Source organism: Acinetobacter rongchengensis (assembly GCF_003611475.1).
GTDB lineage: Bacteria > Pseudomonadota > Gammaproteobacteria > Pseudomonadales > Moraxellaceae > Acinetobacter > Acinetobacter rongchengensis.
Genome location: NZ_RAXT01000003.1, coordinates 115,119 through 127,371, shown reverse-complemented (window position 1 = coordinate 127,371; position 12,253 = coordinate 115,119). Strand labels below are relative to the sequence as shown.

Here is a 12,253-nt window from a genome sequence, read left to right as displayed (position 1 = left end):
AGTATTTGATTTAAAATAAAAAAGGAGTCAATCGCGACTCCTTTTTTTTATTGCATGCAAAGCTTAGTATTGACCCAATTTTGCAGTAATTTTTTGCAGAATTTGTACCAGTACATCAAACTCACTTTGTAGTGGTGTACTTTTACGTGTCACTAAAGCTAAAGTACGTGTTGGCGCATTTTCAATAGATTTAATGACCAACTGATCATTACTTTTGAGCATATGTGCATGTAAAGCAATTTCAGGAAGTAAGGTATAACCTAAGTTAGAACTCACCATTTCCACAAGTGTTGGCAAAGAACTTGCCTTTAAACGATGATCGTTTTTACGTTCACCAATTGGGCAAACACTTAAAGTATGATCACGTAAACAATGTCCTTCTTCAAGCAACATTAGATGTGACAAATCAAGATCATCTAAGCTTTTTGCATTGACAGCATTTTGATCTGCTTTATTACACACTAAAAATAAATGCTCTTTTGCAATATCAGCAACTTTTAAACCACGTGTGTCGAAGGGTAGTGCAAGCATGATCATATCAAGATTACCATGCTCTAACTTTTCTACAATTTTCTCACTTTGAGCTTCATGTAAATGCAATTGAATTTTAGGCAATTGCTTATGCACTTCTTCCAAAAGTCTAGACAAAAGAAACGGCGCAATCGTTGGAATAATACCTAAGTGTAAATCACCAGTGAGGGGTTCACTCATTTCACGACTTAAGCGCATTAAGTCTTGTGCATCGGCGAGTAGAACACGGGCTCGGGCAACAACTTGTTCACCTAACGGTGTTAAGCGTACATTTTGGCGATCACGTTCAACGAGTACGCCACCCAATAAACGTTCTAACTCCATAATTCCACCCGATAAAGTGGATTGAGTGACAAACGAACGGCGCGCTGCTTCAGTAAAGTGCAACGTCTCAGACAATGTCACCAAATATGACAGCTGTCTTAGGGATGGTAATGCAGCCATAGTGTCCTAATGCTTATGATTTAAAGTGATGTGCAAATAATCCGCTAATTTGAGGAATAAAATGCGGTGGCATATCATGCCCCATTCCTTCAATTAATTCAAATTTAGCACCTGAAATTGCTTTTGCTACTGCCTTACCATGGCTTGGAGGGAGTAATCGATCTTTAGAGCCATGTAACACTAAAGTAGGTTTTTCGATTTGCTTATCCAATTTAAGTAAGGAACCTGTACATAATATTGCTAAAAACTGTTGAAGTACACCCGCTGGATGATAACTACGACGATATAATTTACGCGCCGTCTGAATTGCATCGACTTGGTTGATATAACCTGGCGAACCAATCAGGCGAAATACCTTTAATGAATGGTTCACAATTCCATCTTCATCTCGTGATTCGGGCTTGCCAATCAGGCTAAACAGTTGTTTTGGAAAAGGAGGGGGGAGTAAAGGCTGGTTATTACTGGTAAATAATAAACCGAGTTTCTCAATTTTTTCAGGATACTTTGCTGCAAGAATTTGTGAAATCATACCGCCCATCGAAGCACCGAGAATATGTGCTTTTTCTATTCCCAAGCGGTCAATCAGTAGTGCAACATCATCGGCCATGTCATATAGATTATAAGGTGCACCATCATTAGGTAAACCTAAGGCAAAACGACCCATCAATTTAACAGCATTTAGGCGAGGACCTTTGTGCCTAACTTTTGATGATAATCCAATATCACGATTATCAAAACGAATGACACGAAAACCATGATCGATTAGCGATTTACAAAAAAAATCTGGCCAAAATAACATTTGCGCACCCAATCCCATAATCAAGATCACTGTTGGATGATCTGGATTACCACCTGCTTCAATGTGTAATTGAATACCGTTACCTAAATCCACCGTGGATTCTTGCATAAATGCGGTATACGGTGAGCTTTGAAATTGAAGCGCGCTATTCATTGTTATTTTCCTATTCAACAAGGATTATATTTTGTTTAAAAAATATCCTTTCCTATTTAAACCTTAAATTGATGCAGGAATCAAGTCAGGAACGAGTTTAGTCAACGCTAAGCGTTGTTTAGCGGCGGTTGCACCTAAAAGTACAAAGCCACGTAGCGTACCGTCTGCATCAATTGCTTTAGATAGCATACCATCATCAAATTCTTCATTTTCCCAAGTCACTTCAACATCGATTGGTGCGGGAAGAACGGTTAGTGGGGCAGCAGGTGTTTTCACAGCAACAGGCATAGCAGGGTAGTGTACATTGGTGGTTTGACCAGTTAATGTTTTTGCCAAAGCACGTGCTTGTTGCATAATAGGCATCACAAATGGCAACAATGTTCCATTCACTTCTGCACAATCCCCAATTGCAAAAATATCAGTTTGATTGGTTTCCAATAAAGTATTGGTAATCACACCACGACTGGTTTTTATATTTGCTTGCTTTGCCAATGCCGTGTTGGGTTGTAAACCAATTGCAGATAGCACCACATCTGCCTGTAAAGATTGACCACTTGCCAGCGAAACAATATAGCCACGATCAGATTTAGAGACTTTTTCTACAGTTGTACCCAATACAAATTTAATCCCAGATTCTTCTAAATTTTCTTGAAAGGCTTGAGCAACATGGTTTGGTAGTAATCGACCTAAAGGTTGTGGTGCTAAATCGATGACTGTCACTTGATGACCTGTATTTTGTAAGTCATTGGCAAACTCACAACCGATCAAACCTGCACCGAGGATGACCACACGTTTATCATCACATTCACCCGTAGTACAATTGTCTAACGTTTCTCTAAATGCACGATAGTCCATCAACGAGTTGACGACATGTATATCATCACTCCCATCGCCTGCGATGGCCAAACGAATTGGATTTGCACCTACAGCAAGGATTAATTTTGAATATTCTTGTGTTGAACTTTGACCTTGTTGTTCTATAACCAATTGGTGGTTGGTTGCATCAATAGATTTTACCCATGTATCTTTTTCAATACGCATATTTAATTGCGTACTCATTTTTTCAGCATCACCTAAACCAATATGTTCAGGTGCTTTTTTTCCCACTAATGCATTGGATAAAGTTGGTTTAGCATAATTCACCGCATCATCAGCGCAAATCATCACCAATTCTTGTTCAGCGTCTAATTTACGAAATTCTCTTGCGAGGGTATAGCCTGCCATGCCAGAGCCTACGATGATGATCGGTTTCATATTTTTCTCCATGCGGATTAAATGGTTATTATGATTGACTTCTTCGCTTTATATTCACAAAAATATTTTAAATAGAATTTAATCGCGGATGATCTTATCAGATCGGCTGTTCAATCTATTTCAAGCAAAGAAGTCTTGAGGGGTGAATAAAAAATGAATTTAGAATGACTCGTAAAAAAAGACCATGTAAACATGGTCTCAAATTCATTTTTTAGACTTCTATCATTTCAAAATCGGCTTTAGAAACGCCACAGTCGGGACAAGTCCAGTCATCTGGGATGTCTTCCCATTTGGTACCTGCTGCGATGCCATCTTGTGGCCAACCTGCTGCTTCGTCATAGATCCAACCACAAACGATGCACTGATATTTTTTCATCTGACTCTCCGATATCTGACAGGTAATTTGTTTATTCTGCCAGTAAAATTCCATCTACTGCTTGACTCAAATAATATGCAATTCATAGGTGTACATATTTTTCTAAATTTTTACGCAGTTATGTGTCTAAAGTAAAGTAAATATCGGAGTTTATCTCACTAAGCGCAAAGCTGAATGGCTCAGAAGGACAAAAGCTGTGTTGTTTGGGCTAATTTTGCAAATAATTGTCTGACAATTATCTGATACTTGATCTTCTTTGAGTGAAAAAGATTAAAGCTCTATGATAAATGATTTGATTTTAAAACATTTTCAAAAAGATGATTTCTACCTCAGCGAATTGAAAATAGATTTTTGAATGCATACTTTATATACCCATTATTTTATCTAAAAATGTGTCATGAATTTTCAAGTACTTAAATCATTTCATGAAAGCTCTGTTAAAAGAGTTGCTGTTTTTTTAACTGGGAAAGCGTTAAAATTCACATATTATCTTTCTCTTCCAATCTCCCTTAATGATGAAAATGTCTACTTTATTGTGGTCAGGTATTCGTACTGTCCAAGATTTCCCAAAACCTGGTATTTGTTTTTATGATTTAACACCTTTGTTTATGAACAATCTTGTTGAATTGACTGATGCCTTAATTGCAAGCATACCAGCAGAACAATTAGCTGAAGTCGAAAGTTTTGTTGCAGTTGAAGCACGTGGTTTTGTTTTGGCAAGCTTACTCGCGCAACGCACAGGTAAAGGCTTACTGTTGGTACGTAAGGCAGGCAAGTTGCCACCGCCAGTGATTGGTGTTGGTTATAGTTTAGAATATGGTATGGATCGTTTAGAAATATCGGCGGATATTCAGCCACAAAAAGTTATTATTGTGGATGATGTCTTGGCGACAGGCGGTACTTTAAAAGCTGTCAATCAGTTGATGCACAAATGTGAACATACCGTACTTGGTGCAAGTATTTTTCTAGATTTACCTGATTTACATCAAGATTTAGGTATGAACGTTTGGTCAGTTTTAGATGAAAATTCTAAACCTGTAGCGCAAGCTGTTGCTTAAAACGCTTCATATTTGATTAATCGTTTGAAAATAGATTTTTTAATGAAGAACCACTTATATCGAGCATATTAAGTGGTTTTTTATTTATAGGAAGTGATTTTCAAAAGAACTTAGTTATCATGTAATTTTATCGTGAAATAAAGGTTTGTTCCATATATTCAATCAGCCGATTTAAATTTTCTGGCTGTGCCAAACGGTGATGTCCACCTTCAACTGCGTCGATTTGCATATATGTTTCAAGTAGTGAAGTTGCTGCATACATATCTAGAATTTCATCACCCAGTTCAATATAAGCAATTTGTGGAATGTCATGTTCTAAATCATGCTCATTGATGGCTGGATAATCTGCCCGAAAATCTGGACTTAAACTTGGATTGGCGATAATGGTTGGAATACGATGAGACTGAGACATTCTCAATGCCCAATAGCCGCCTAAGCTATGCCCAATCAGCAAGTCAGGTTTTATTTTGTCGATCGTGTCATGGTAAAAATCTTCAACAGTTTTAAAATTCAGGTTTCGATAATCGACTTCTATACAATACTTTTTTTCAGCATCTATGGCATGGAACTTGGTAGATTCTTTGGAAGAATCTAATCCATGTAAAAATAAAATCTTTGAATGGCTACTCATCATTTTATCGCTTTCATAGTGTCTTTATTTATTACGTCAAGAGTGAAATAGTCACCTTTAAGAAATGTGAAAAACTTTACATTTCAACTATTTTGTTCTCAGCTTATTGTACTGAGCTATGAGCTTTTTATAACTTAGCTTTTGGTCTAAGTATTTCTATTTATATTTTAAGTATCTAATTTAATTTGATATTTTTTAATTTTATCAACTCTTTTTATCTTGTTTTAACAAAAAATAATCAATCTGTATACCGAATAGGTTAATCTCGATAACTACAGCAGTATTATTCATAGGTGAATTGATGATCACGCTACAATATGAAATTGATATTGATGCAAATGCGCAAAAAGTGTGGAATGTGATGTGGGATACACATACTTATTCACAATGGACGCGCTTCTTCTCACCCAGTTCTCGTATGCAATCTGACTGGAAAATTGGTGGTGAAACCTTGTTTCAAGATGCAAGTGGTGATGGCATGCTTGCAACGATCACTGAATTAGAGCAGTTCAAAAAGGTGGTATTTCAGCATCAAGGCATGTTAAAGAATGGTGTTGTTGATCGTAGCAGTGAGGATGCGCAACAGTGCTGTGGTAGTTTAGAACAATATTTTTTAAGTGAACATAATGGTGTGACACATTTATTCGCTCAAGTTGATACTTCAGAGCAATATAAAACGATTATGGATCAAGGTTTTCAGCAAGGTTTTGCAGTGATTAAGCAATTGGCGGAAGAAAAATAAGAATTTTTTCGAGTTTTAACGGACGAATTAACATAGGTAAATATTAAAAGTGGGTCTTTGGTTAAAAAAGATGATCAACTTATTGGCATTGGATGATAATTGGCTGTTCTATTGAAAATGATTTAGGTTTCCCATTCTCATTTCGAGGATAAAAACGAATTTTTTTCAATAAGGGCTCTAAGATTGGGCGCATTTTGCTATTGATCGTAGGGGAATAGCGAATGCTTTGGATATTGCCATTAAAATCGACTGAAAAATGAGCATGAATGCTGATATTTTCTGGAGCTTCCAATTGTGCTTCATTTTTTTGTAAACAAAAGGGTTCTAATTCGCTTTGTAACTGTGAAAAATTAGGCTTGACCGCATAGAGTACTGTTTCTGGAAATTTTATAAAAAGTATGTATTTACCATAATAATATTTTGTTAAAGCGATTTGTTCTTCATCTAGATTCAAGGATTTGTTCTTAAAATCATCGGTGACAAGAGGTAAGTTTTCTAAGTTTATTTTTTTAGCAATTTCCAATGCTCTGGTATTCAGAATATCTATCTTAGAATTAGGGTTCATCAATTTGACATGTACTTGTCGAGAGTTCTGATTTGGCGTGATCTCCAATTGCCAAATATAACCCTGATTTTTAATATTGGTGGTTTCTATTTGAGTGGGTAAGTCTGTTCGAGTATTACTCATGACGATACGTTTCTCCGCAGTACTTGCTGTGGAAAACAAAAAAATATGAGTGAAAATGATACTTTGAGCGAATCCTTGCCAGTATTTATTCATGATTTTTTAATTTTTACATTGATCGTTGTGTTATATGCATACGCATTATGTTGTAAATCTGCTATGCTATGCAACTTCCGTTTTTTAATTTAATCGAGGCAGAGATGGCGCAAAGTAACGCTCAATCGACTTCTGAACAACACATTTCCGAAAACGATTTAATTGCGCAGCGTCATGCCAAGCTCAAGCAAATACAAGATCAAGCCAAACAAACCGGTGTTAGCCCATGGCCAAACACCTTTAAGCGCGAGCATTATGCGCAAGATTTACAAGAACAGTTTGCTGATAAATCTAAAGAAGAAATTGAAGCTGGTGAACAAGTTCATGTTTCCGTCGCGGGTCGTGTGATGTTGAACCGTGGTTCATTTATCGTGATCCAAGACATGACAGGCCGTATTCAGTTGTATGTTCCACGTAAAGAACTTGCTCCTGAAGTGCTTGAAACGATTAAAGGTTTAGACCTTGGTGATATTATTGCTGTTCAAGGTTATCTTGGCCGTTCAGGCAAAGGCGATCTTTATGTGCATATTGAACATTTTGAATTGTTAACTAAATCCTTACGCCCACTTCCAGATAAATTCCACGGTTTGAATGATACTGAAGTGAAATATCGTAAACGTTATTTAGATTTAATTGTGAATGAAGAAACACGTAAAACTTTTGAGATTCGTGCAAAAGTGGTGTCTGGTATTCGTGCATATTTAAGCAATGAACGTTTTATGGAAGTGGAAACACCAATGATGCATGTGATTCCAGGTGGGGCTTCTGCGCGTCCGTTTGAGACGCATCATAATGCATTAGATATGCCATTGTTCTTACGTATCGCACCTGAGCTTTACTTAAAACGCTTAGTGGTGGGTGGCTTTGAACGTGTTTTTGAAATTAACCGTAACTTCCGAAATGAAGGTGTTTCAACTCGTCATAACCCAGAATTCACTATGATTGAATTCTACCAAGCTTATGCTGACTATAAAGACTTAATGGCTTTAACTGAAAGCATGCTTGAGAAATTGGCTGTGGATATTTTAGGTTCTACAGATGTGCCGTATGGTGATGAAGTGTATAGCTTCAAAGGGCCATATAAGAAAATTTCAATGTTTGATGCAATTCTTGAAAATAACCCAAGCTTTACACCTGAAAATGTTTCAGATCGTGAATTCTTGGCAAAGTTTGTTAAAGAAGAATTGAAAGAACAGGTCAAACCAGGTTTTGGCTTGGGTAAACTTCAAACTATCGTCTTTGAAGAAACAGTTGAAACTAAACTGCGTCAGCCAACATTTATTACTGAATACCCAGCGGAAACTTCTCCATTGGCGCGTCGTAATGATAACAATCCACATATTACAGATCGTTTTGAGTTCTTCATTGGTGGTCGTGAACTTGCCAATGGCTTCTCAGAGTTAAACGATCCAATTGACCAAGCAGAGCGTTTCCAAGCTCAGGTTGAAGAAAAAGATGCAGGTGATGATGAAGCGATGCATTATGATGCAGACTTTGTTGAAGCTTTAGAATATGGCTTACCACCGACAGCGGGTGAAGGTATTGGTATTGATCGTTTGGTGATGTTATTTGCCAATGCACCAAGTATTCGTGATGTTATTTTGTTCCCGCATATGCGTCATAAAAATTAATATTTTTCTATTTTTAAAAATAGATTCATATATATATAAAACCGAGTTCATTCATGGACTCGGTTTTTTATTGCTTGTATTTAGTGTGTAGTTATTCATAAATACAGTTTTCCTCTAGTCATTTTCATTCTTTAGCTTAACGGCTTTCGTCTTTAAACATTCAAAATAAAAAGAGGCTGATTTTCGTCATTCAAAGTCTTGATGAAGGAAATAAGAACACAATTTCTTCATTGCAAAATGTGTGTAAAGAAATTAATGTGTCACGGTTAATTAAATTTGAGAAATAAGTGCATGTATTTAAGAAAATCACTTTACGCCGCTGTATTATTGGGAATGTCTCTTCCTGTTTTTGCGCAAGGTATTGTGCTGAATAATGAAGACATTCGTACAGATTTAAATTGGTTAAATCAGCAAGGTGTGATTCAAATCAGCACATCGACTTGGCCAATGAGTGGTGATGAAATTCAACGTGCTTTATCTCAAGCAAAAGTTGCTAATAACACACAACAAAAAGTCATAGATTCGATTCAAAATGCATTAAAAACGGATAATCAAACTGCAAAGTTAGGTTTATTTGCAGAGTCTGATCAAAAAAATATTCCCCAAGCATTTGGTGATGATACCAAGGCGCAATATGTGGGTTCTTTAGAGTTCAATGCAGGCGGTACGAATTGGGACGCTAAGCTTCGTGTAAATGGTGAAAAAGACCCATTAATTGACAATGGTCATGATGTCAATGTTGAGGGTTCATACATTGCGGGTAAGCTTTGGAATCAATGGGTGATCGCAGGTCAAATCCCTACCTATTGGGGGCCAGGACATGATGGCAGTTTAATCCGTGGTGATGCGAGTCGCCCTGTCTATGGATTCACTGTACAACGTGCTGAGCAAAAAGCATTTGAAACACCGTGGTTATCTTGGATTGGCCCTTGGCAATATCAAGCTTTTGGTGGTCAGTTGGATGATTATACAGCCGTGCCTGATACAAAATTATTAGGTTTCCGTTTAACAGCCCAACCTTTAGAATATCTTGAGTTGGGCGCATCTCGGGTCTTACAGTGGGGGGGAGAAGGCCGCTCTGAGAGTTTAGATTCACTGTGGAATGCGATTAAAGGTAATGATAATTTTGAAAATGGTGATTTAGATAAATCAAATCAAATCGCTGGCTTTGATGCACGATTAAATCTTCAGCAACTACTAAATATCCCTGTTAGTTTTTATGGGCAATATGTCGGTGAGGATGAAGCAGGATTATTACCATCGAAAAAAATGTATTTGGCTGGTGTAGATTATTCTTCAAGTTTTAAAAATTTACCGTACCAACTTTATGCAGAATGGGCAGATACAACGACCAATGGTGATGTAAAAGGTGTTTCATATAATCATTATATTTATCAAGATGGATACTACCAACATGGCTTTCCACTAGGACATGCAATCGGGGGGGATGGTGAAATGGTTTCAGTCGGTGGAGATATTCGCTTTGACTTAATGAACCGTTTATCAGGTCGTATGATGTATGCCAAAGTAAACCAATCTTCAAGCCAATTTGGTGCGGATCAAATTAATTTAGCATTTCCTGAAAATGACAAAATTAAAGCACTTGATGTGACTTGGACGCATTATATCAAGCCAACACTTCCTTTGAAAATTAATGGTTGGGTGAGTGATTCCGATGTACATGGAAATGATGGTGGTGTTTCTGTGGGTGTTGAAATCCCTTTAGATAAATCATTAATTGGTTATTAAGTAAGTAAAAAAATACCTAATTGTAGGTATATACACGATGCTATTCAAAGCTTAGGATGAATTGACTTCTTTAATCAACCTTAATTAAAGAAGTTATTCCTACCCTCAAAGCTTGAATTGTTTTACAAGACTTGCTTTGAACTTTTATAGACTTATTTTGAATAAAATAAGTCTTTTTTTATTGTTAAAAATTAATTTTAAAATGTGCAGTTTGTTTTAGTTGAAAGATAAAACTTACTATTTTAATGCAATTTTTTTATAAAAAAATACCCAATTCTAGGGATGTTTTTTCATGAATTTTTTAACTATGATTAAACAACTTCTTTAGTATGACTTTAATTAGAATAAAGAAGGGTACTCCAACTTTAAGTACAAGACCTCCACTTTGTGCTTTATGTGCGATTGATCGCTTACTTGAGAGAGTAAGCTTTTTTTTTGTCTATGATTTATTTATGTTGTTTAACGCTATATCAATAAAGGATTACAAGGTTTTCTTGTAATGAATAAACCCTGTTTTACTTGCAATACGGTCATAAAGATATTGTGCGGCGGTATTTGTTTCATGGGTTAACCAATACACTCGATCAAATTTACCAGTACAAAATTCATAGCAATATTCAATCAGTTTTCGTGCTAATCCTTGATTTCTAAACTGTTCATCAACATATAAATCTTGTAAATAACAATAAGGTAACTTTGTCCATGTGCTTATATGTGAATTTAGATGGACAAATCCAACCACATTCTCATCAATTTTTATTGCAAAACCAAAGATATCGGTTTGTTCAGGATTTGTGATTCTCTTCCAAGATAATCTTATTTGCTCGTCACTCAATTGTGTTTTATAAAAAGTTAAGTAAGCTTGCCAAAGTGGAAGCCATTGTTCAAAAGTAATGTCTTCTAATGCGAAAATTTGTGTGTTCATTGCAAATTCTAAATTTTGTTTATGATGTTTTTATATATCAATATAAAAAAACAAGCAAAAGAATTCTCGTTAAATCACTATAATGAATATAAATTTTAATATGTGTAATAAGTACACTTTTTTGTGAGCTGGTGCTGTCAATGTCTATATCTGAGGAAAGACTTACTCATCTAAAACAGCTTGAAGCTGAGAGTATTCATATTATCCGTGAAGTTGCCGCTGAATTTGAAAATCCAGTGATGCTTTACTCTATCGGGAAAGACTCAGCAGTGATGCTGCATCTTGCTTTAAAAGCATTTTATCCTGCAAAACTTCCTTTCCCACTGTTGCATGTCGACACAGGTTGGAAGTTTAAAGACATGATCACATTCCGTGACAACATGGCAAAAGAACATGGTTTTGATCTGATTGTGCATCAAAATAAAGAAGGTCGTGATGCAGGTGTAAACCCATTCGATTATGGTAGTTCTAAATATACCGACATCATGAAAACCCAAGGTTTAAAACAGGCTTTGGACAAGTATCAGTTTGATGCTGCATTTGGTGGTGCACGTCGTGATGAAGAAAAATCACGTGCTAAAGAGCGCGTTTATTCTTTCCGTGATTCTAAACACCGTTGGGATCCTAAAAACCAACGTCCAGAATTGTGGAATCTTTATAATGGTAAAGTGAATAAAGGTGAAAGTATTCGTGTATTCCCATTGTCAAACTGGACTGAATTAGACATTTGGCAATATATTTACCAAGAAAGTATTCCTTTGGTTCCTTTATATTTAGCTGCTGAGCGTCCAGTGGTTGAGCGTAGCGGTACACTGATCATGGTGGATGATGAGCGTATGCGTTTAAAAGAAGGCGAAGTTCCGCAAATGAAATCGGTACGTTTCCGTACTTTAGGCTGTTATCCATTGACAGGTGCGGTGGAATCTACTGCAACAACATTGCCTGAAATTATCCAAGAAATGCTTTTGGCTACCAGTTCAGAGCGTCAAGGTCGTATGATTGACCATGATGAAGCTGGCTCGATGGAAAAGAAAAAGCAAGAAGGTTATTTCTAAACATTTCAGAATCTTCCCCTAACCCCTTCTTTATGAAAGAAGGGGAATTCCCGAAATAGAACGGAGTCAAGTCTCCCTTTCTTAAAGGGAGATTGAGAGGGATTAAACCGATTTCTAAAGAATT

General features: G+C 36.5%; 12 protein-coding genes. 5 read left to right on the top strand and 7 right to left on the bottom strand.

What is annotated here, in order from left to right:
• Positions 1-63 precede the first annotated feature (63 nt).
• From oxyR to rubA, 4 genes are all read right to left on the bottom strand, one after another.
• On the bottom strand, positions 64-975 hold the full coding sequence (gene oxyR, locus D7V20_RS03040) for a LysR family transcriptional regulator OxyR (RefSeq protein ID WP_120382862.1): 912 nt from the start codon (positions 973-975) through the stop codon (positions 64-66).
• A gap of 13 nt (positions 976-988) precedes the next feature.
• Positions 989-1,927 carry an esterase EstB gene (gene estB, locus D7V20_RS03035; RefSeq protein ID WP_120382861.1) on the bottom strand — a complete coding sequence of 313 codons (939 nt, stop codon included), beginning with the start codon at positions 1,925-1,927 and terminating at the stop codon, positions 989-991.
• Positions 1,928-1,990: 63 nt separating this feature from the next.
• A complete protein-coding gene (locus D7V20_RS03030) occupies positions 1,991-3,181 on the bottom strand; it encodes an NAD(P)/FAD-dependent oxidoreductase (RefSeq protein ID WP_120382860.1) in 1,191 nt (396 codons plus the stop codon).
• 211 nt (positions 3,182-3,392) lie between these two features.
• On the bottom strand, positions 3,393-3,557 hold the full coding sequence (gene rubA, locus D7V20_RS03025) for a rubredoxin RubA (RefSeq protein ID WP_010116534.1): 165 nt from the start codon (positions 3,555-3,557) through the stop codon (positions 3,393-3,395).
• 512 nt (positions 3,558-4,069) lie between these two features.
• Between rubA and D7V20_RS03020 the strand changes: the two genes are divergently transcribed.
• Complete coding sequence (locus D7V20_RS03020; RefSeq protein WP_120382859.1) at positions 4,070-4,615, top strand: adenine phosphoribosyltransferase; 546 nt, start codon at positions 4,070-4,072, stop codon at positions 4,613-4,615.
• A gap of 127 nt (positions 4,616-4,742) precedes the next feature.
• Here the strand turns inward: D7V20_RS03020 and D7V20_RS03015 are convergent, their stop codons facing one another.
• Positions 4,743-5,249 (bottom strand): YqiA/YcfP family alpha/beta fold hydrolase, encoded by a 507-nt coding sequence (locus D7V20_RS03015; protein WP_120382858.1) that lies wholly within the window; start codon positions 5,247-5,249, stop codon positions 4,743-4,745.
• 298 nt (positions 5,250-5,547) lie between these two features.
• Between D7V20_RS03015 and D7V20_RS03010 the strand changes: the two genes are divergently transcribed.
• Entirely contained in the window at positions 5,548-5,988 is a 441-nt protein-coding gene (locus D7V20_RS03010; RefSeq protein ID WP_120382857.1) for an SRPBCC family protein, read from the top strand.
• Between the two features lie 79 nt (positions 5,989-6,067).
• Here D7V20_RS03010 and D7V20_RS03005 read toward each other — a convergent pair whose 3' ends face one another.
• Positions 6,068-6,676 carry a hypothetical protein gene (locus tag D7V20_RS03005; protein ID WP_235831583.1) on the bottom strand — a complete coding sequence of 203 codons (609 nt, stop codon included), beginning with the start codon at positions 6,674-6,676 and terminating at the stop codon, positions 6,068-6,070.
• 197 nt (positions 6,677-6,873) lie between these two features.
• On the opposite strand from D7V20_RS03005, the gene lysS reads away from it, so the two are divergent.
• Positions 6,874-8,400, top strand: coding sequence for a lysine--tRNA ligase (gene lysS, locus D7V20_RS03000; protein WP_120382941.1), 1,527 nt, complete (start codon positions 6,874-6,876; stop codon positions 8,398-8,400).
• 291 nt (positions 8,401-8,691) lie between these two features.
• Entirely contained in the window at positions 8,692-10,149 is a 1,458-nt protein-coding gene (locus D7V20_RS02995) for a capsule assembly Wzi family protein (RefSeq protein ID WP_120382855.1), read from the top strand.
• A 481-nt stretch (positions 10,150-10,630) separates the two neighbouring features.
• On the opposite strand, the gene D7V20_RS02990 is transcribed toward D7V20_RS02995, so the two are convergent.
• The gene (locus D7V20_RS02990; RefSeq protein ID WP_120382854.1) at positions 10,631-11,074 is read right to left on the bottom strand and encodes a GNAT family N-acetyltransferase; all 444 of its coding nucleotides are present in this window, start codon (positions 11,072-11,074) and stop codon (positions 10,631-10,633) included.
• 146 nt (positions 11,075-11,220) lie between these two features.
• On the opposite strand from D7V20_RS02990, the gene cysD reads away from it, so the two are divergent.
• Positions 11,221-12,129, top strand: a complete 909-nt coding sequence (gene cysD / locus D7V20_RS02985) for a sulfate adenylyltransferase subunit CysD (protein WP_029574630.1) — start codon at positions 11,221-11,223, stop codon at positions 12,127-12,129.
• Positions 12,130-12,253: the final 124 nt, after the last annotated feature.

What these genes read in the sequence shown, in the direction of transcription:
- D7V20_RS03005 (WP_235831583.1), bottom strand. Translation starts at nt 6,676, where the DNA reads ATGAGTAATACTCGAACAGACTTACCCACTCAAATAGAAACCACCAAT.
- lysS (WP_120382941.1), top strand. Translation starts at nt 6,874, where the DNA reads ATGGCGCAAAGTAACGCTCAATCGACTTCTGAACAACACATTTCCGAA.
- D7V20_RS02990 (WP_120382854.1), bottom strand. Translation starts at nt 11,074, where the DNA reads ATGAACACACAAATTTTCGCATTAGAAGACATTACTTTTGAACAATGG.
- estB (WP_120382861.1), bottom strand. Translation starts at nt 1,927, where the DNA reads ATGAATAGCGCGCTTCAATTTCAAAGCTCACCGTATACCGCATTTATG.
- D7V20_RS03010 (WP_120382857.1), top strand. Translation starts at nt 5,548, where the DNA reads ATGATCACGCTACAATATGAAATTGATATTGATGCAAATGCGCAAAAA.
- D7V20_RS02995 (WP_120382855.1), top strand. Translation starts at nt 8,692, where the DNA reads ATGTATTTAAGAAAATCACTTTACGCCGCTGTATTATTGGGAATGTCT.
- D7V20_RS03015 (WP_120382858.1), bottom strand. Translation starts at nt 5,249, where the DNA reads ATGATGAGTAGCCATTCAAAGATTTTATTTTTACATGGATTAGATTCT.
- rubA (WP_010116534.1), bottom strand. Translation starts at nt 3,557, where the DNA reads ATGAAAAAATATCAGTGCATCGTTTGTGGTTGGATCTATGACGAAGCA.
- D7V20_RS03020 (WP_120382859.1), top strand. Translation starts at nt 4,070, where the DNA reads ATGATGAAAATGTCTACTTTATTGTGGTCAGGTATTCGTACTGTCCAA.
- D7V20_RS03030 (WP_120382860.1), bottom strand. Translation starts at nt 3,181, where the DNA reads ATGAAACCGATCATCATCGTAGGCTCTGGCATGGCAGGCTATACCCTC.
- oxyR (WP_120382862.1), bottom strand. Translation starts at nt 975, where the DNA reads ATGGCTGCATTACCATCCCTAAGACAGCTGTCATATTTGGTGACATTG.